General features: G+C 65.2%; 14 protein-coding genes. 10 read left to right on the forward strand and 4 right to left on the reverse strand.

The window, feature by feature from the left end; all coding sequences use genetic code 11:
* Positions 1-588, reverse strand: coding sequence for a hypothetical protein (locus K289_RS0117255; RefSeq protein ID WP_027552680.1), 588 nt, complete (start codon positions 586-588; stop codon positions 1-3).
* Positions 589-653: 65 nt separating this feature from the next.
* On the opposite strand from K289_RS0117255, the gene K289_RS0117260 reads away from it, so the two are divergent.
* Positions 654-1,088 (forward strand): hypothetical protein, encoded by a 435-nt coding sequence (locus K289_RS0117260; protein ID WP_027552681.1) that lies wholly within the window; start codon positions 654-656, stop codon positions 1,086-1,088.
* Positions 1,089-1,091: 3 nt separating this feature from the next.
* Here the strand turns inward: K289_RS0117260 and K289_RS0117265 are convergent, their stop codons facing one another.
* Together K289_RS0117265 and K289_RS0117270 are read right to left on the reverse strand one after the other, a co-directional pair.
* The gene (locus K289_RS0117265; RefSeq protein WP_027552682.1) at positions 1,092-3,491 is read right to left on the reverse strand and encodes an EAL domain-containing protein; all 2,400 of its coding nucleotides are present in this window, start codon (positions 3,489-3,491) and stop codon (positions 1,092-1,094) included.
* A gap of 117 nt (positions 3,492-3,608) precedes the next feature.
* Entirely contained in the window at positions 3,609-5,012 is a 1,404-nt protein-coding gene (locus tag K289_RS0117270; RefSeq protein ID WP_027552683.1) for an MFS transporter, read from the reverse strand.
* Positions 5,013-5,240: 228 nt separating this feature from the next.
* On the opposite strand from K289_RS0117270, the gene K289_RS0117275 reads away from it, so the two are divergent.
* Positions 5,241-6,464 carry an MFS transporter gene (locus K289_RS0117275; protein ID WP_051310610.1) on the forward strand — a complete coding sequence of 408 codons (1,224 nt, stop codon included), beginning with the start codon at positions 5,241-5,243 and terminating at the stop codon, positions 6,462-6,464.
* Between the two features lie 60 nt (positions 6,465-6,524).
* Here the strand turns inward: K289_RS0117275 and K289_RS0117280 are convergent, their stop codons facing one another.
* Positions 6,525-7,031: a ferritin-like domain-containing protein gene (locus K289_RS0117280; RefSeq protein WP_027552685.1), complete on the reverse strand. Its 507-nt coding sequence runs from the start codon at positions 7,029-7,031 to the stop codon at positions 6,525-6,527.
* A 421-nt stretch (positions 7,032-7,452) separates the two neighbouring features.
* Between K289_RS0117280 and K289_RS0117285 the strand changes: the two genes are divergently transcribed.
* The 8 genes from K289_RS0117285 to gudD all read left to right on the forward strand — a co-directional run bounded on the left by K289_RS0117285 (position 7,453) and on the right by gudD (position 18,522).
* The gene (locus K289_RS0117285) at positions 7,453-8,535 is read left to right on the forward strand and encodes a YbhN family protein (protein WP_027552686.1); all 1,083 of its coding nucleotides are present in this window, start codon (positions 7,453-7,455) and stop codon (positions 8,533-8,535) included.
* Between the two features lie 101 nt (positions 8,536-8,636).
* Entirely contained in the window at positions 8,637-10,589 is a 1,953-nt protein-coding gene (locus K289_RS0117290; RefSeq protein WP_027552687.1) for a hypothetical protein, read from the forward strand.
* Between the two features lie 281 nt (positions 10,590-10,870).
* Positions 10,871-12,346, forward strand: a complete 1,476-nt coding sequence (locus K289_RS0117295; RefSeq protein ID WP_245283943.1) for a DUF1800 domain-containing protein — start codon at positions 10,871-10,873, stop codon at positions 12,344-12,346.
* Positions 12,347-12,363: 17 nt separating this feature from the next.
* Positions 12,364-13,557 carry a DUF1501 domain-containing protein gene (locus K289_RS0117300; protein ID WP_027552689.1) on the forward strand — a complete coding sequence of 398 codons (1,194 nt, stop codon included), beginning with the start codon at positions 12,364-12,366 and terminating at the stop codon, positions 13,555-13,557.
* A gap of 165 nt (positions 13,558-13,722) precedes the next feature.
* On the forward strand, positions 13,723-15,063 hold the full coding sequence (locus K289_RS0117305) for an MFS transporter (RefSeq protein ID WP_027552690.1): 1,341 nt from the start codon (positions 13,723-13,725) through the stop codon (positions 15,061-15,063).
* A gap of 123 nt (positions 15,064-15,186) precedes the next feature.
* Positions 15,187-16,092, forward strand: coding sequence for a LysR substrate-binding domain-containing protein (locus tag K289_RS0117310; protein WP_027552691.1), 906 nt, complete (start codon positions 15,187-15,189; stop codon positions 16,090-16,092).
* 118 nt (positions 16,093-16,210) lie between these two features.
* Entirely contained in the window at positions 16,211-17,155 is a 945-nt protein-coding gene (gene kdgD / locus K289_RS0117315; protein WP_027552692.1) for a 5-dehydro-4-deoxyglucarate dehydratase, read from the forward strand.
* Between the two features lie 23 nt (positions 17,156-17,178).
* Positions 17,179-18,522 carry a glucarate dehydratase gene (gene gudD / locus K289_RS0117320; protein WP_027552693.1) on the forward strand — a complete coding sequence of 448 codons (1,344 nt, stop codon included), beginning with the start codon at positions 17,179-17,181 and terminating at the stop codon, positions 18,520-18,522.
* Position 18,523 lies beyond the last annotated feature (1 nt).

Here is an 18,523-nt window from a genome sequence, read left to right on the forward strand (position 1 = left end):
TCAAGGCAGCAAGGCCTCCGGCAGACGATCGAGCGCATAGCTCCGTGGCTGGTTGCGCCGCACGAAGCCACCGACCTGCCAGGTGAACAAGCCGGCAAAGCCGATGACGAACAGCGCGCCGGCGAATTCGCCGACCATGAGCGCGCGGATCAAGAGCCCGGTCATCGCCACCGCCAGCACCGCCAGAAGCGCAAGGGCCGCTGCATAGGTTGTACGCCCGAGCCCCGCGGTCAGCGCTGCTCGGCTGCCGGCTTTCGCCATCCGCGCATGCAATTCCACGATGAAGTCGCGATAGCCATTGTCCTGCGCCGCCATCAGGGCCGCGGACTGCCAGCTCGTCGACAGGATCGCGATACGGCCGCCGCCGGCACGGCTGACGTCGGCACGAAAACGGTGCTGCTGCATCGAGACGGGACGGAACGACAGGCGGATCGCGCTGATTTCCTCATAGCGCCACAGGCCGGAGCGGCCTGCGATGTGCCAGGACAGGCCCTCTTCGGTCAGTTCGAAGCGATGCGCCGAGCCGATCAGCGAGGCCTTGTAGGCGTAGCTCGTGACTGAAGCGGCCTGCGCTTCGGAAACCTGCATCTTCTCAACCGATCCCATCCGCGATCGACTTGCGCGATCGCCCTCCTCCATCCTACAAGCGAGGCATGGCTGAGACGACCTTTTTTCCGCGCCGCCTGATTCTCGGCGCCGCCGTGATCTCCGGCGTGCTGCTTGCGCTGGCCGTTCACATGCTGGGCGCGCGTTACGGGCTCGACCTCGGCGGCCTCTGGCGCTTCGACGCGCACGAGTTCATGCCGGCGGGCGCGGCGATCGCCTGGTGGCTGATCGCAACGGTCGGCTTTTCCGGCGGCTACTTCACGGCGACGCTGATGCATAGCGCCGTGTCGGGCCAGATCCCGCAGCGGATGCGGCAGTTCCTGATCGCGGTGGGCGTGCTTCTGCTCGCCGGTGCGGGCCAAGCGGCGGCCGCGCCGAGCACGATCCCGACCGGCTCCGCCGTGCTCGCGGGCTTTGCTGCACTCAGCCTCGGCGCCGTGATGGCATTTTGCGGCGCGCATTTCGCGCTCCGCCGCGGGTGACCCTTACGCCAAGGCGCGCAGCCGCGGCCGTTCCAGCATCATCGCCACGTCGGAGGCCGGCCTCGGCTTGCTGAAGAGGTAGCCCTGCGCCTGGGTGCAGCCCTCGCGCCGCAGCAGCTCGAGCTGCGTGTCGTTCTCGACACCTTCCGCCGTAGTCACGATGCCGAGGCTGCGCCCCAGACCTGTCACCGCGCGGATGATCGCCATGGAATCCTGCCGGGTCGCAAGCTCAGACACAAAGGAGCGGTCGATCTTGATTTTGTCGAAGGGGAAGCTGCGCAGGTAGCTCAACGAGGAATAGCCGGTGCCGAAATCGTCGAGCGAGATCCGCACGCCCTTGGCGCGCAGCTCGTGCAGAGTGGCAAGCGTCGCCTCGCTGTTCTGGAGCAGCACGGATTCGGTGATCTCGAGCTCGAGGCGGCTCGCCGCGAGCCCCGAGGCTTCCAGAGCATCGACCACGGACGCAATCAGGTTCGGGCTCTTGAACTGCACGGGCGACAGATTGACGGCGACGCCGATGTCGTCCGGCCAGGTCGCTGCATCCGCGCAAGCCGAGCGAAGCACCTGCTCGCCGAGCTGCACGATAAGTCCGGTCTCCTCGGCAAGCGGAATGAAGTTGAGCGGCGAGATCAGGCCGCGCTGCGGATGGTTCCAGCGCAGCAGCGCCTCGAAGGCGACGACGCGATCGCTGGCGACGTCGCGGATCGGCTGGTAGTGGACCTCGAACTCGTTGCGCTGCAGCGCAGCGCGCAGATCCATTTCCAACAGGCGCCGGGCCTGCGCGCGCGCATCCATGCCAGTTTCGAAAAACCGATAGGTGCCGCGGCCGTCGGCCTTGGCGCGGTACAGCGCAAGGTCGGCATTCTTCAGAAGCTCGTCCGGATTGCTGCCATCCTGCGGGGACAGCGAAATGCCGATCGAGACGCCGATCACGATCTGATGGTCGGCGATCTCGTAAGGCGCTGAGATCACCTCGACGAGACGACCGGCAAGGACCGCCGCAGCCGCCTCCTCTGACCGGCCGAGCTGGACCACGGCGAACTCGTCGCCGCCGAGCCGCGCCACAGTGTCGTTCTCGCCGGCGCAGGCGGCGAGCCTGCGGCCCACCTCCTGCAGCAGCGCATCACCGATCGGGTGACCGAGAGAATCGTTGATGTCCTTGAAGTGATCGAGATCGAGGCAGAGCACGGCGAGTTGGTCGTTCGCCTTCGCAACGCGAAGTCCCTGCTCGAGCCGCTCGTGAAACAGCATGCGGTTCGGCAGATTGGTGAGCGCATCGTGGCGCGCCATGTGCGAGATTTTCGCCTGCGCCTCGAGCCATTCGGTGATGTCCTCGAAGGTCGCGACCCAGCCGCCGCCCTGCATCGGCTGGTTGACGACGCGGATCGAGCGGCCGAAACGCTTGACGACGTCGGTCGTGGTGCGGCCCTCGCGGGCATCGACCACGAGGCGGGCGAAAAATTCCTCGACATCGCCTTGCCAGTGGCCCTTGGCCTGCTCTTCCCTCAGCACATCGACGAGCAGACGGCCGGTGAGCGGCATGTCGGCGCGGCGGAGCATCGCGGCATAGCGTTCGTTGAACAGGATGATCTTGCCGTCGGCGTCGAACATGCACAGTCCCTGCGACATGTTCTCGAGCGCGGTGTCCAGCACGACCTGCTGGCGTCCCAGCTCACCCTTGGCGCGGCGATCGAGCAGCGCGGCCACGAGGGCAATCGCGATGATCGCGACCGCAGCACTGGCGGTGAGGAAGGACATCGAGCCCGGCGGGATCGACAACCCGCCGATCGCGCGCGCGGGATCCGGCGTCAACTGCACCGCACCCATGGCGGTGAAATGATGTGAGACGATGGCGACAGTCAGCAGGACCGTCGCGCCCAGCGCGCCGGACAGACTGTCGCCTCGTCCAGCGGCAAACAAGGCAAGCGATCCGAAGACGATGCCGAGAACGATTGACGCCGTCACGGTGCCGGTCGCCCAGGTGACGTTCGCAGGGATATCGAGCGCCATCATGCCGGTATAGTGCATCGCCGCCACACCGCCGCCGACGACGGCGCCGCCGAGCGCGATCAGGGGGCTGCGCGTCGTCGACACCGAGATGCTCAGCCCGATGAAGGTGACGGCGATCGCGAAGATGAGCGAGAGGACCGTGACCGGAACGTCATAGGCGCCTGCCGCACCGGGACCATAGGCCAGCATCGCGATGAAATGAGTTGCCCAGATGCCGCCGCCCGCGACAGCGGCGTCGAGCGAAATCCACGCCACACGGGCCCCTCCATGCGCCGCGCGCGCCCGGCGAAACAGGCTGATCGCAGCCGCGCTGGCAAGCAGGCACACTGCGCCGGCGAGCGCCACAAGGCGCCAGTCGTGCTCGTCCGTGAGACAGTAAAGAACTTGGTACATTGCTGGCCCCTGTTGGACCGCACTTGAGCCAACAGAAGTGGACAGTCGGTAACCGGCTACAAACCGCATACCGGAATGGTGAACAGAGAATGTGTGCGCTGGCTCATATTGTTCTGTTCATGCCCGCGATGGCGCGCAGAGCCCGATTACGGTCGCCGCAAGCAGCAGCACGGCGGCTGAAATGACCAGCGACAGATGCAGACCGGCCATGAATGCGCCTTCGCCCGCGACCAGGGAGCCGAACAGCGCGACGCCGAGCACGCTGCCGGTTTGCCGCGTCGCGTTCAGGACGCCAGCGGCAATGCCGGAGCGGGCCTTCTCCACGGTGCCCAGCAATGTCGAGGTTAACGGCGGCACGAGCAGCCCGAGCCCGCCGCTGATCGCGATCAGCTGTGCGCAGATCGACCAGTAGCGTGTCCCTGCGCCGATCCAGAGCAGGCCGAGGCAGCCGAGCGCCGAGATGCAGACGCCAACGACGATCGTCGGGCATGGTCCGATGCGTTCGGCGACGCGCGGCGCCAGCAAATTGACCGGCAGCACGGCGCCCATCATCGGCACGAAGGCAAGCCCGGTCCACCACGCCGACAGACCGTTGATCCTTTGAAAGTACAGGCTGAGCACGAAGATCAGGCCGTAGATCGCGACGTTCACCAGAAGGCCTACGAGCGCGGTCAGCGCGAACAGCCGGTGACTGAAGAGAGAGAGCGGGAGCATCGGCTGTACCGCGCGGCTCTCCTGCCACACGAACAGGCCTCCGAGGATGCCCGCCGCGGCGAAGGCTGCGATCACGGCCGGACGTCCCCAGCCAACGGCGCCACCTTCGATGATCGCGCCGGCGAGCGCGCCCAGCGTGCCGATCGCAGCAAGCTGGCCCGGCAGGTCGATCTCGCGCGAGGGCGCACGCATGGTCTCGTCGGCATAGCGCCACGTCAGCCATAGCCCCGTCAGACCGATGGGCAGATTGACCAGAAAGATCGCGCGCCAGCCGACCAGCGTGATCAGGCCGCCACCGACGAAGGGACCTGCAGTCAGCGCCAGGCTCGCACCGGCGGCCCAGACCGCGACGGCGCGGCCGCGCTGCCGGTTGTCCGTATAGGCGTGGTTCAAGAGCGCCAGCGAATTCGGCACCAGGATCGCGGCCGCCAGTCCCTGGACCAGCCGCGCGCCGATCAGCACCACCGCATTGGGCGACAGCGCGCAGGCGAGCGAGGCCGCGGTGAAGATGGCGAATCCCGCCATGAAGATGCGCTTAGCGCCGATGCGGTCGCCGAGCGCGCCGGCGGTGAGGATGAAGGCGGCAAAGGCGATGGTGTAGGCGCTGACCACCCATTGCAATTCGGCGACGCCGCCGCCGAGCGTCTTGCCCATGGCATCGAGCGCAGTGTTGACGATGGTGACGTCGAGCTGCACCACGCCGTAGCCGAGGCTCATGGCAGCGAGCGTCAGCAAGGAGGCAGCTTGCGTGCGTCGCGCGTTTCCTGCTTGCGGTAGCGCGTACAGCTCAAAAGATTTTGCCGGCATGATCCACCTCGATGTTTTGCCGAGTGAACGCTGCCATTAGACTTCCGTTGCGTGGTCATGCTTCGGTTCTGATCGAAGCATTGTCGTACGATAGATCGTATCGTGCTGCGGAACACATCAAGCCGTTCGCCCTGCTCGCCATGCAAACCCTGCTTGCGCCAGAGCATGGGAACAGCGCGAGATTGCTTCGTGTTGACCCCTTCATATTGTCTTCAAGGCAGAGAAGTCATGGCAAGAGTTGGCAACTACTCGATTCCGTCAGTTGCAGGATCGGAGTTCGGCAGGACTGCAACCATCGTCGCGGTCGGCGGCATGATCGGCACGCTGTTCGCCGGCAGCACGGTCGCAACCCCGCTCTACGTCATCTACAAACAGCAGTTCGGATTCTCCCAGATCACGTTGACCCTGATCTATGCCGTCTACGTCGTCGGAAACCTGACCGCGCTCCTGGTTTTCGGCCGCATGTCCGACGAGGTCGGGCGGCGGCGGACTGCCGCGATTGCCATGGGCATCGCCATCATCGGCGCGCTCGTGTTCCTGTTTGCGCACGGGGTTGCCTCACTCTACGTGGCACGGATGCTGAGCGGCCTTGCGATCGGGATCGGCGCCGGAACAGGCACTGCGTGGCTTGCGGAACTGATCGCCGAACAGGATCGCTCCCGCGCCACCGTGGTTGCCACGATCGCCAATTTCATCGGCCTCGGTATCGGCGCGTTGATCGCCGGCCTGCTCGCCGAGTATGTCGCGTATCCGCTGCGCACGCCGTTCATCGCCTATCTCGTCGTGCTGGTCGCGGTCGCAGTACTTGTTGCCTTCGCCCGCGAGACCGTGGAACGACCGCTGAATGCATTTGCCCGCGTCTCGATGAGGCCGCGTGCGAGCGTCCCGTCATCCATCCGGGCCAGGTTTGTGGCGCCGGCGGTCACCGGCTTCGGCGCCATGGCCCTCGTCGCCTTTTTCGCCGCGCTCGCTCCGAGCGTGCTCGCGAACGAACTGCATGTAACCAGTCACGCCGTCGCCGGCGCGATCTTCCTCGAGCTCGCGGCCGCCGTGGCGCTCGTCATCGCCTTGACGCGGTCATTGTCCAGCCGCACCGCGATGCTGTGCTCCCTCGGCCTCATGCTGCCGAGCCTTGCCCTGATCGTGATCGCACAGTTCGTGGAGTCGCTGAGCGTCATGATCGCGGCCACCGCGATCTGCGGTGTGGCGGCGGGCCTCGGCTATCGCGGCAGCCTGCAGGTGGTGAACCAGCTCGCGCCGGATGATCGCCGCGCCGAGGTGGTCTCGGCCTATTTCATCTGCGGCTTCCTCGGCAACGCGCTTCCGGTGATCGGCATCGGCATCCTCTCGACCCTGATCGGCTCGACCGTGGCGAGCATGGTCTTTGCCGTGACCATTGCAGCCTTCGCGGTGATCGCCCTCGCGTTTGGACTGAAATACCAGGCTCGTTAAGCGCTGTCGCAACGGAAAACGCCGCGCGAGACGCGCGGCGTTTTTAGAGGGCATTTCGCCTCAGCTTGCGGCGCGCAAATTCACCCTGCTCTCGGCGAGCGAGGTGAGCTTCTTGTCGGTCGCCTTCTCTTCCTCCAGCGTCTTGGCAAGCACGGCGGCGCAATCGTTGCGGCCGAGTTGCTTGGCCCAGGCGATCAGGCTGCCGTAACGTACGATCTCGTAATGCTCGGCAGCTTGCGCCGCGTTGATCAGGGCGGCGTCGAGCACGGCCTTGTCGGCGACTTCGCCGGCTGTGTCCTCGGCTTCCTCGATGATCCCGTCGATCGCCGGGCAGTCGACCGCCTTCACGGCGACGCCATGCATCTTGAACACTTCCTCCAGCCGCGTGACGTGCTGCTTTGTTTCTTCGAGGTGCGTCAAAAAGCCCTGCTTCAACTGCGGATCGCTCGCCTTATTTGCCATTTTCGGCAGCGCCTTGGTGAGCTGCTGCTCGGCATAGTAGATATCCTGCAGCTGATGCACGAACAGGTCGTTCATGGTCTTGATGTCTTTTGTGAACAGTCCCATCGTTCCGATCCTTGGAAGTTCGGGAACAGGACGGCACGGCTTGCACGCAAGCCCTAACCGGCCATGTTCGATTGCTGATTGGGCGCTAACCGGCACATTGCGCCGACGTTCCGAAAAAGCCTGCATCGCTTGCGCTGGAACAATGCCGACGGCGCCAGGATTTGAAACCATGCCGATGCCGCCCGCCGCAACGCCGGGCCCCAGCGACTCAAAAATTGTTAACGGCCTGCAATGTGTAGCAGGTATGACAGAAGCGGCCGGGCAGATGCAGACCCCACCCTTGTCAAGGGCTGCACAACTCGACGTTTTTGCCTTATTGAGCTAAATCATGCCTAGCGATCGGCGCCCCACTTTTGGCAGCGATCGCGCCCCGATCGGCCAGCGGCCCGATCGGGCGCTCTTGCCCCCGCCGGGAGGATGAATGCACGGACTGCTGCCCGCGCTGAAACGCGGCTTCAAGAGATGGATCGGTTGGCGACGCCTCGGGATTGCCGCAAGCGTCATGATCATCGCCTTCGCGATCACCACCCTGGTTCGGACCCTCAAGGGTATCGATACCAGCGTCATCCTGACCGCGTTAACCGAGATTCCCCGTGGAAACATCGGGCTCGCCGCGATTTGCGTGTTCTTCGCGTTCTGTACGCTGACGTTCTACGACTTTTTTGCACTGCGCACGATCGGCAAGAAACATGTTCCCTATCGCATCGCAGCGCTCTCCAGCTTCACCTCCTATTCGATCGGCCACAATATCGGCGCGACCGTTTTTACCGGCGGGGCGATCCGCTTCCGGATCTATTCGGATTACGGATTGAACGCGATCGACGTCGCCAAGATCTGCTTTCTCTCCGGCCTGACCTTCTGGCTCGGTAACATCTTCGTGCTCTCGATCGGCATGGTCGTCCACCCGGACGCAGCCTCGTCGATGGACCAGCTCCCCTCGGCCATCAACCGGCTGATCGCAGTGGGCGGGCTCGCCTCGATCGGCGCCTATCTGGTCTGGCTGTGCATGGGCGAAAAGCGCCGCGAGCTCGGCCAGAAGGGCTGGAAGGTGGTGCTGCCGTCGGCGCCGCTGACGCTGGTCCAGATCCTGATCGGCGTGGTCGACCTCGGTTTCTGCGCCACGGCGATGTACCTGCTGATGCCGGCCAATCCGCCGATCGACTTCCTGTCGCTTGCGGTGGTGTTCATCCTGGCGACGCTGCTGGGCTTTGCCAGCCACGCCCCCGGCTCAATCGGCGTGTTCGACGCCGCCATGCTGGTGGCGTTGCCGGAGTTCGGCCGCGAGCAGCTGCTGGCCACCCTCCTGGTCTTCCGCATCCTCTATTTCATGATCCCGTTCGGGCTTGCTATTTCCATCATGGGCGCGCGCGAGCTCTGGATGAACGTGGTCGAGCCGTGGCAGGAACGGCGGCGGCTTGCCGAGGCCTGCGCCCAGGCCAACCTGCCCAAGCAGGTCACTCCGATGGAGCGCGAACGGTCGCTGCGACAGGCCAGCAAGCGCTAACTGCTGGACGACCGCCCGCAAAACCGTCAGACAAATGTTGCAGGTGGGGGAACAGTTCCTCTCTTATTTCCGCCTCAACTTTGCCGTTGAAGACGCGGGCCATGGTCCCTCTATTCCCTCGTAGTCTCTCCGCAGGCGCCCTGCTGCTCGCCGGGATGCTGACCGCCTTGCCGCTCAAGCGCGCCGCCGCCCAGGACGCGGGCGCGATGCAGATCAGCTGGGAGGTTCGCAACCGCTTCCGCCTGTTCCGCGAGGAGCGTGATTTCCTGCTCCATGTCGAGAACGCCCGCAACCGCAGCATCCTTGCCGCCGAGCAGTCGCTGGAGATACAGAGCGAGGGCCGCGGCTGGGCCCGCAATATGGTCAACCGGCTCTGCATCGACCTCCAGGGCCGGGTCAACCAGCCCTGCAACCGTGACAACGTCAAAGAGAACTACATCACCCCGTTCGACCATCCCGTCACCGTGCGCCTGACCGGCGCGGTGCCGGTGGGGGCCACCTGCGCCTGGTCGTTCGACGACGGCGATGGACCGCAACAATCGACCTTCGACTGCGCCGAGCCGGTGAACCTGCGCGTCCGCTACGGCAAGCAGACGGTCGCGACCGTCGACGTCTCCTCCGGCTCGGATCCGACCCAGCGCGTCCAGACCGAGATCCAGGTCCGCGACATCTTCATCGCCGGTCTCGGCGACAGCATTGCGTCCGGCGAAGGCAATCCGGACCGGCCGCTGGCGCTGTCCGACGAAGGCTTCTGCTTCCGCTCCTATCTCGGCACGGCGGGCGCCCAGTACTACCGGCCGAGCCGCGCAGGCTTCAAGGGCGGGCGCGCCTGCGAGGCACCGGATACGCTCGCCAACTGGCAGCGCTATGGCGCACTCTGGCTCAACTCGCCCTGCCATCGCTCGCTCTACAGCTACCAGACCCGCACGGCGCTCGCGCTCGCGGTGCGCTACACCCACGTCGCCGTGACCTATCTGCCACTCGCCTGCACCGGGGCCAGCATCGGCGACGGGCTTCTGGGCTCGCAGCGCGCCCGCGAATGTCCGCCCGGCAAGAGCGGCGCCTGCCAGACCAGCGTGAGCGCGCAGGTCTCCGAGCTGCGCGAGGCGCTCACCGCCGCGAAGAAGCGCCAGCCCGACCGCACGCTCGACCTCGTGCTGCTCTCGATCGGCGCCAATGACGTCTACTTCTCCGGCCTCGTTGCCGACGTCATCGTCGATACCGCGACCGAGCGCACGCTGTTCCGCCGCTCCGGCGTGATGGCGAGCGTCGACGATTCACGCGATGCGCTGGCGCGCGAGCTGCCGGGGAATTTCGTCAAGCTGCGTGACGCGCTCAAGCCGCTCGTCGGCGGCGACCTCTCGCACGTCGTCTACGTCTCCTACGCCAATCCAGCGCTCGCCGACGGCGGCGTGCCCTGCCGCGGCGGACGCGCCGGCTTCGACATCCATCCGGCCTTCAACGCCGATCCGCAGCGACTTGCTCACGTCTCGACCTTCGTCGACACCGAGTTCCTGCCGCAGCTGAAGGGGCTCGCCACCTGCACCCGCGGCGCGCTGTGCCGCGATCCTGAATCCGATCGCATGACCTTCGTCGATGCGCATCAGGCCGCGTTCGCCGACCACGGCTTCTGCGCCCATTCCGGCAACGATCCCGAATTCGACCGCACCTGCTTTGCCGAGAACGGCCAGAGCTTCAATCCGGACATCGTGACCGCTGCAAGCCAGCCGATGCTGTGCGGCCGCGGCGCCTCGGAATACCGCGCCTATCTGCCGCGCGCCCGCTGGATCCGCGATGCCAATGACAGCTATTTCGCCGCGATGACCTATCCGCAGGGCTTGCCTGCGGCGAGCCAGCCAACCGACATCCACGACGCCACCTGGGGCGTGCTGTCGGCCGTCTATGGCGGTGCCGTGCATCCCACGGCCGAAGGCCACGCCGCGATGGCGGATGCAGCGCTGCCGGCCGCGAGCGCCGTGCTCGGGCTGGATGCCGTGCCGCCGGGTGTGACGCGGGGATTTCTGCCGCAGCTTTTGCCGGGCACGCGGCAATAGCCGCCTGTCTTCAGCGATTTGTTTGAACGAGCGACGGCGCAAACCGCCGGAGCCGGATACGCTGCGGTTCGCCGCTCGCTTGAAATTGATCGTGCTGCCGTCATTTGATTCCATTCCATTCAGGGCATGTTCAGCCGATTCGACACACGATGATGCGCGTGTTTTGGGGCTATGGGCTCCCGGGGCGACCCAACCAGCCGGGGATGATCGTGGATTGCAGAGGCGAATATCGCCGGTTGCGGCGCTTCAGCCTTGCGGCGCTCGTGGTCGCCGCAGGAGGAATGACCGCAAGCGCCTCCCATGCCGACGATCTCAGCTCGCACGATCTTGCCTTGCTCGATCGGCTCACCTGGGGCGTGAGCACGTCGAGTGCCATGCATCTGCACACGATCGGCGCCGAACGCTGGCTCCAGGAGCAGTTGCACCCGGCTGGCAATCCGGCGCTGCCTGACGCGGCAAAAGCGCAGATCGAAGCGATGCCCGACGTCCATAGCTTTCCGTTCGACATCGCGGTCGCCTTCGAGCAGCAATCCAAGAGCGCCAACCAGGTCGCCGATCCCGAGCAGAAGAAGGCGGCGCAGCAGGTCTTCCAGCAGGCGATGAACGATCGCGCCAGGCAGGCCGCGGCGCGCACCATCCTGCGCGCGCTCTACGCGCCTGATCAACTGCGCGAGCGGATGGTCTGGTTCTGGTTCAATCATTTCAACGTCCACCAGTACAAATCGAATCTGCGCGTGCTGGTCGGGGACTATGTCGATCACGCCCTTCGCCCCTATTCGCTCGGCAAGTTTCGCGACCTGCTGGCGGCTACCGTGCATCATCCCGCGATGCTGCGTTATCTCGACAACGCCGACAACGCCGCAGGTCATGTCAACGAAAACTATGCCCGCGAGATCATGGAGCTGCACACCATGGGTGTCGGCTCGGGCTACACGCAGGCTGATGTCGAGGCGCTGGCAAAGATACTCACGGGCGTCGGCATCGACACCAAACCAGAAGACCCGAAGCTCAAGCCGGAATTGCAATCCCAGCTCGTGCGCGAGGGCGCCTTCGAGTTCAACCCGTCCCGTCACGATTACAGCGACAAGACCTTCCTCGGTCATACCATCAAGGGACGCGGGCTCGCCGAAGTCGACGAGGCCATCGACATCCTGGTCCACCATCCGGCGACCGCGAGCCATCTCTCGCGCAAGATCGCGACCTACTTCGTGTCGGACAATCCGCCGGAGGCGCTCCTGCAACGGATGGCGCAGACGTTCAGATCCACGGATGGGGACATCGCTGCGGTCCTGGCCACGATGGTCCATTCGGCCGAATTCGAAGCCGCGTTGAAGCCCGGCACACGCTTCAAGGATCCCGTGCAATACGTGCTGTCGGCGGTCCGTCTCGCCTATGATGACAGGGTGATCCTGAATACGGCACCGATCCAGGGCTGGATCAATCGCCTCGGCGAAGGCCTCTTCAATCACGATACGCCGGACGGCTATGCACTGACATCAGCATCGTGGAACGGGCCCGGACAGATGATGGTTCGCTTCGAGATCGCGCGGCAAATCGGCTCCGGATCGTCCGGCCTGTTCAAATCCGACGGGCCGAACCCGGTCGAGCAGCCCGCATTCCCGCTCCTGCAGAATGCCCTCTACTTCAACGGCCTCCGCCGAACTCTTGGCCCGGCAACGCTGGCATCGATGGACAAGGCCGTTTCACCGCAAGACTGGAACACGCTGTTTCTGTCGTCCCCGGAATTCATGCACTGACAGCTACGGAGATCGCCATGGACCGTCGCGAGCTGATCAAGACATTTGCGGCCCTCGCCCCGCTCACCGTTGCGGGCCGCGTTTGGGCGGCTCCTGCGACCGATGCCCGACTGCTCGTCGTGTTCCTGCGCGGCGCCTATGACGCCGCAAATGTCGTCGTGCCGGTCTCGAGCGAATTCTACCGTGCATCGCGGCCGACGCTGGCCATCGCCAAGCCCGATGTCGGCAATCCGAACGCGGCCCTCGCGCTCGACGCCGACTGGGGACTGCATCCCGCCTTGCGCGACAGCATCTATCCGCTCTGGGCCAAGCGCGAGATCGCCTTCATCCCGTTCGCCGGCACCAGCGACGACCTGACCCGGAGCCATTTCGAGACCCAGGACACGATCGAGCTCGGCCAGTCCGCCGGCGGCTCGCGCGACTATCGCTCCGGCTTCATGAGCCGGCTCGCCACCGAGCTCACGCGCGCAAGGCCGATCTCATTCACCGACCAGCTCCCGCTGATTTTCCGCGGAAAATCCCAGGTCCCGAACACCAGCATCAACAATGTCGCCAAGCCCGGCGTTGACGACCGTCAGGCCCAGTTGATCAAGCAGATGTACGCCCAGTCCAACCTTGCTTCCTCGGTGTCGGAGGGCTTCAGGGTGCGCGACGACGTCTACCGCTCGATCTCCGAGGAAATGAATGCCGCCAACCGCGGCGCGGTCTCGCCGCGCGGCTTCGAATTATCGGCACGGCGGATCGGCCGGCTGATGCGCGAGCAGTTCAACCTCGGCTTTGTCGACGTCGGCGGCTGGGACACGCATGTCAACCAGGGCGCAGCCAACGGCTATCTTGCCGATCGGCTCGGCGAGCTCGGGCGCGCCCTCGTCGGCTTCTCCGAGGAGATCGGCCCGGCGGCCTGGCGGGATACGGTGGTGGTCGTGATCTCCGAATTCGGCCGCACCTTCCGCGAGAACGGCGACCGCGGCACCGATCACGGCCACGGCAGCGTGTATTGGGTGCTTGGCGGCGGCATCAATGGCGGCCGCATTCTCGGCGAGCAGGTCAAGGTCGAGCAGCCGCATCTGTTCCAGAACCGCGATTATCCCGTGCTGACCGACTATCGCGCGCTGTTCGCCGATCTGTTCGGCCACGTCTTCGGCCTCGGCAACGAGAGCGTACAACGCATTTTCGCCGGCGTTCATCCGACGAATCTGGCGTTGGTCTGAGGCGGGCCTCCCCGCTCCCGCCCTACGTCCGTCGTGCAGTGAGCGCACCTGCCGTTCCATCAATCCAAAAACGGTATCAATCGATACCCCCTTCAACTTGGACACTTTCCCGCGCGCGCCTCTAGGAGTCCTCGCGAGGAAACATTCGAGTTGAGGAGGCGCATGATGAGCGCAGTGGTGTCGGCAGCCGACGTGAGGAGGTCTCGCGTCAGACTGTTCATCGTGACCATGTTGTTCCTGGTCACCACCGTCAATTACGCCGACCGCGCCACGCTGTCGATCGCGGGCCCCGCGCTCTCCAAGGAGCTCCATCTCGATCCCGTCGCCATGGGCTACATCTTCTCGGCCTTCGGCTGGTCCTATGTGATCGCGCAGGTGCCGGGCGGCTGGCTGCTAGATCGCTACGGCTCGCGCCTCGTCTACGCCTTCAGCATCGTCGTCTGGTCGCTGTTCACGCTGATGCAGGGCTGGGTCGGCTTCTTCAGCGCCGGCACCGCGATCGTCGTGCTGTTCGCACTTCGCTTCCTGGTCGGTATCGCAGAGGCACCCTCCTTCCCGGCCAATGCCCGCATCGTCGCGGCCTGGTTTCCCGGCAACGAGCGCGGCACCGCGTCCGCCTTCTTCAATTCGGGACAGTATTTCGCGACCGTGATCTTCGCGCCACTGATGGGCTGGATCGCCCATGACTACGGCTGGCGCTACGTCTTCTTCGTGATGGGTGGGCTCGGCGTCGTCATGGGCCTCGCCTGGATCAAGACCATCTACGGGCCCAAGGAGCATCCCGGAATCAACGAGGCCGAGTTCGACTACATCAAGGAGGGCGGCGCACTGGTCGATCTCGACGCCCCCAAGGACGAGCGCGCGCCGGACTCCGGCCCGAAATGGGACCACATCCGCCAGCTGCTCTCGAACCGCATGATGCTCGGCGTCTATCTCGGCCAGTACTGCATCAACACGCTGACCTACTTCTTCCTGACCTGGTTCCCGGTCTACCTTGTCAAGGAGCGCGGGCTCTCGATCCTGCAGGCTGGCTTCGTCGCGACGCTGCCGGCGTTGTGCGGCTTCATCGGCGGCGTGCTCGGCGGCATCATCTCCGACGCCATCCTGCGCAAGACGGGCTCGCTGACCATGGCGCGCAAGATCCCGATCGTCGGCGGCATGCTGCTGTCGATGTCGATCATCGCCTGCAACTATGTCGATGGCCACGCGCTGGTGGTCGGCTTCATGGCGCTCGCCTTCTTCGGCAAGGGTATCGGCGCGCTCGGCTGGGCCGTCGTCTCCGACACCTCGCCGAAGGAAGCCGGCGGCGTCTCCGGCGGCCTGTTCAACACCTTCGGCAACCTCTCCTCGATCACCACCCCGATCGTGATCGGCTACATCGTGGCTGCGACCGGCTCGTTCAACGGTGCCCTGGTGTTCGTCGGCATCAACGCGCTGGTGGCGGCGATCGCCTACCTCGTCGTGGTCGGCAAGATCGAGCGGGTGGTGCTCAAACGTTCCTCCTGAGGGCTCCCATGGGAGCTTGACCAGGCAACTCAACGGCGGCCTCAACAGCCGCCGTCTTTGTTTCGGGGGTGATCGATGCTAGAAGTGCCGGGGAAACGCCTTATCCATCTAAGGCATGTATCGATGTTCGACCTCAACCAGCTCCGCTGTTTCGTCACGGTGGCGGAGGAACTGCATTTCGGCCGCGCCGCCGCGCGGCTGAACATGACCCAGCCGCCGCTATCCCGGCAGATCCAGGTGCTCGAGCACATCATCGATGCGCCGCTGCTGGAGCGCACCAGCCGCTCGGTGCGGCTGACGCCGGCCGGGCGCAGCTTCCTGCCCGAAGCACGGCGCATCCTCAAGCTTGCGGAGAGCGCATCCCAGGTCGCCCGCCGCATCGCGCTCGGCAAGACCGGCTCGCTCAAGATCGGCTTCACCGCCGCCGCCGCTTACGGTTTTCTGCCCGAGCTCGTCGCGGCCTGCCGCGCCAAACTGCCGGAGGTGGACTTCTCGCTGAAGGAGATGGTCTCGGGCGACCAGTTCGAGGCACTGACCTCGGGCCAGATCGACGCCGGCCTGTTGCGGCCGCCGATCGCGCGCCCGGAACTCACCAGCCGCCGCGTCGTCGCCGAGCCCCTGCTCGCCGCGATCCCGAAAAAGCATCCGCTGGCGAACGCCGAAAGCATCACCATCAAGGATTTCGACGACCAGCCCTTGGTGATGTATTCGCCCTATGAAAGCCGCTACTTCCACGATTTGCTGGTGGCACTGTTCACCCGCGCAGACATCCTGCCGCGCTACGTCCAGCACCTGAGCCAGATCCACTCGATCCTCGCCATGGTGCGCGCCGGCCTCGGCCTTGCCATCGTGCCGGCTGCGGCCGCGAGCCTGAAGATCTCCGACGTGCGTCTGCGCCCGCTCAAGCTGCGTACACGCGTTCCGGTCGAACTCTTCATGGTCTGGCGCCGCGACGACGAGAACCCGCTGCTCTCGGCCCTGGTGAAAATCGCGGGCGAATTGACCTCGGCGGAGACGGCGGAAGATTGATACTGATTCCGCATCGGTCGATATAGGCTTTGGCTTGGACCCGCATCGAACGGTCTCTTAAACAACGGCGCATGGACGCGGCAGTTGCGTCCTCCACAACACAAAGGGAGTGGCGCCCGTGAGCAAGATGACCCCGCAGGAGATGGCCCAGAAGATCGGCTCGGGCCTCCTGTCCTTCCCCGTCACGTCGTTCAGGGCTGACTACTCATTCGACGAGACCACGTACCGCGCCAACATGGATTGGCTCTGCGGTTACGATGTCGCAGGTCTCTTCGCCGCTGGCGGCACCGGCGAGTTCTTCTCGCTGACGCCGACCGAAGTTCCGCAAGTGGTCAAGGTCGCCGTCGAGGAGACCAAGGGCCGCGTGCCCGTGCTCGCCGGCACAGGCTACGGCACCGCGATCGCGCGCGAGATCGCAATCGGCGCAGAAAAGGCCGGCGCTGACGGCCTGCTCCTGCTGCCGCCCTATCTCACCCATTCCGAGCAGGAAGGCCTTGCCGCCCACGTCGAGGCGGTCTGCGCCTCGGTGAAGATCGGCGTCATCGTCTACAACCGCGACAACGCAATCCTCCAGCCCGACACGCTCGCGCGCCTCGCCGAGCGCTGCCCCAACCTCGTCGGCTACAAGGACGGCATCGGCGACATCGAGCTGATGACCCGCGTCTACACCAAGCTCGGCGATCGCCTGACCTATGTCGGCGGCCTGCCGACCGCCGAGACCTTCGCGCTGCCCTATCTCGACATGGGCGTGACGACCTATTCGTCGGCCGTGTTCAATTTCGTGCCGGAATTCGCGACCAATTTCTACGCCGCCGTGCGCAAGCGCGACCACGAGACGATCCACGCCGGCCTGAAGAACTTCATCCTGCCGCTGATCGCGATCCGCAACCGCAAGAAGGGCTATGCGGTCTCGATCATCAAGGCCGGCATGAAAGTGATCGGCCGCGACTCCGGCCCGGTTCGCCCGCCGCTCACCGACCTCACCGAGCAGGAGATTGCGGAACTGACCGCGCTGGTCGAGAAGCTGCCCGCCATCCGATCGACACAACAGGCGGCAGAATAACAGACAACAGGGAGGAGCAGCGGATGGTCGAGAGCGGAATCTCCGGCGCGCCAGTCGTCACGTCGATGCAGGTGATCCCGGTCGCGGGCCGCGACAGCATGCTCCTCAACTTAAGCGGCGCGCATGCGCCGTTCTTCACCCGCAACATCGTCATCCTTACCGACAATGCCGGCCACACCGGTGTCGGCGAGGTGCCGGGCGGGCAAAAGATCTGGCAGACGCTCCAGGACGCGCGCGATCTCGTGATCGGCAAGACCATCGGTGCGTGCAACAACATCCTCGCCGACATCCGCACCGCCTTCGCCGACCGCGACGCCGGCGGCCGCGGCAAGCAGACGTTCGATCTTCGCGTCATGATTCACGCGGTGACGGCGGTGGAATCCGCCCTGCTCGACCTGCTCGGCCAGCATCTCGACCTGCCCGTGGCGGCCCTGCTCGGCGAAGGCCAGCAGCGCGGAAGCGTCGAGACGCTCAGCTATCTCTTCTTCATCGGCGACCGCCGCAAGAGCAAGCTCGACTATGTCGGCGGCGAGACCGGCAAGCCCGAATGGTTCAACCTCCGCCATCAGGAAGCGATGACGCCGGACACGGTGGTGCGGCTCGCGGAGGCCACCCACGACCATTACGGCTTCGCCGATTTCAAGCTCAAGGGCGGCGTGCTGCGCGGCGAGCAGGAAATCGAGGCGGTCGCGGCGATCGCCAAGCGTTTCCCCAATGCGCGCGTCACGCTGGACCCGAACGGCGCCTGGTCGCGCGATGAGGCGATCCGGCTTTGCAAGGACATGCACGGTATCCTCGCCTATGCCGAGGACCCCTGCGGCGCCGAGGCCGGCTTCTCCGGCCGCGAGATCATGGCCGAGTTCCGCCGCGCCACGGGCCTGCCGACCGCGACCAACATGATCGCAACCGACTGGCGCCAGCTCTCGCACGCGCTACGCCTGGGTGCGGTGGACATTCCGCTCGCCGACCCCCATTTCTGGACCATGCAAGGCTCGGTCCGTGTTGCCCAGACCTGCCGCGACAACGGCCTGACCTGGGGCTCGCACTCCAACAACCATTTCGACATTTCGCTCGCCATGTTCACCCATGTCGGCGCCGCCGCCCCCGGCAAGGTCACCGCGATCGACACCCACTGGATCTGGCAGGACGGCCAGGCGCTGACCAAGGAGCCGCTCCAGATCAAGGGCGGCAAGATTGCCGTCCCCGACAGGCCGGGCCTGGGTATCGAAATTGACCGGGCAGCCATCGACGCAGCGCATGACCTCTACAAGCAGCATGGACTTGGCGCCCGCGATGACGCTATTGCCATGCAGGACCTGATCCCCGGCTGGACCTTCGACGACAAGCGTCCCTGCCTCGTGCGTTAGG

It is taken from the genome of Bradyrhizobium sp. Cp5.3 (assembly GCF_000426265.1).
GTDB lineage: Bacteria > Pseudomonadota > Alphaproteobacteria > Rhizobiales > Xanthobacteraceae > Bradyrhizobium > Bradyrhizobium neotropicale.

Coding starts and splice junctions, on each gene's coding strand:
- K289_RS0117255 (WP_027552680.1), bottom strand. CDS start 588: ATGCAGGTTTCCGAAGCGCAGGCCGCTTCAGTCACGAGCTACGCCTAC.
- K289_RS0117260 (WP_027552681.1), top strand. CDS start 654: ATGGCTGAGACGACCTTTTTTCCGCGCCGCCTGATTCTCGGCGCCGCC.
- K289_RS0117265 (WP_027552682.1), bottom strand. CDS start 3,491: ATGTACCAAGTTCTTTACTGTCTCACGGACGAGCACGACTGGCGCCTT.
- K289_RS0117270 (WP_027552683.1), bottom strand. CDS start 5,012: ATGCCGGCAAAATCTTTTGAGCTGTACGCGCTACCGCAAGCAGGAAAC.
- K289_RS0117275 (WP_051310610.1), top strand. CDS start 5,241: ATGGCAAGAGTTGGCAACTACTCGATTCCGTCAGTTGCAGGATCGGAG.
- K289_RS0117280 (WP_027552685.1), bottom strand. CDS start 7,031: ATGGGACTGTTCACAAAAGACATCAAGACCATGAACGACCTGTTCGTG.
- K289_RS0117285 (WP_027552686.1), top strand. CDS start 7,453: ATGCACGGACTGCTGCCCGCGCTGAAACGCGGCTTCAAGAGATGGATC.
- K289_RS0117290 (WP_027552687.1), top strand. CDS start 8,637: ATGGTCCCTCTATTCCCTCGTAGTCTCTCCGCAGGCGCCCTGCTGCTC.
- K289_RS0117295 (WP_245283943.1), top strand. CDS start 10,871: ATGACCGCAAGCGCCTCCCATGCCGACGATCTCAGCTCGCACGATCTT.
- K289_RS0117300 (WP_027552689.1), top strand. CDS start 12,364: ATGGACCGTCGCGAGCTGATCAAGACATTTGCGGCCCTCGCCCCGCTC.
- K289_RS0117305 (WP_027552690.1), top strand. CDS start 13,723: ATGAGCGCAGTGGTGTCGGCAGCCGACGTGAGGAGGTCTCGCGTCAGA.
- K289_RS0117310 (WP_027552691.1), top strand. CDS start 15,187: ATGTTCGACCTCAACCAGCTCCGCTGTTTCGTCACGGTGGCGGAGGAA.
- gudD (WP_027552693.1), top strand. CDS start 17,179: ATGGTCGAGAGCGGAATCTCCGGCGCGCCAGTCGTCACGTCGATGCAG.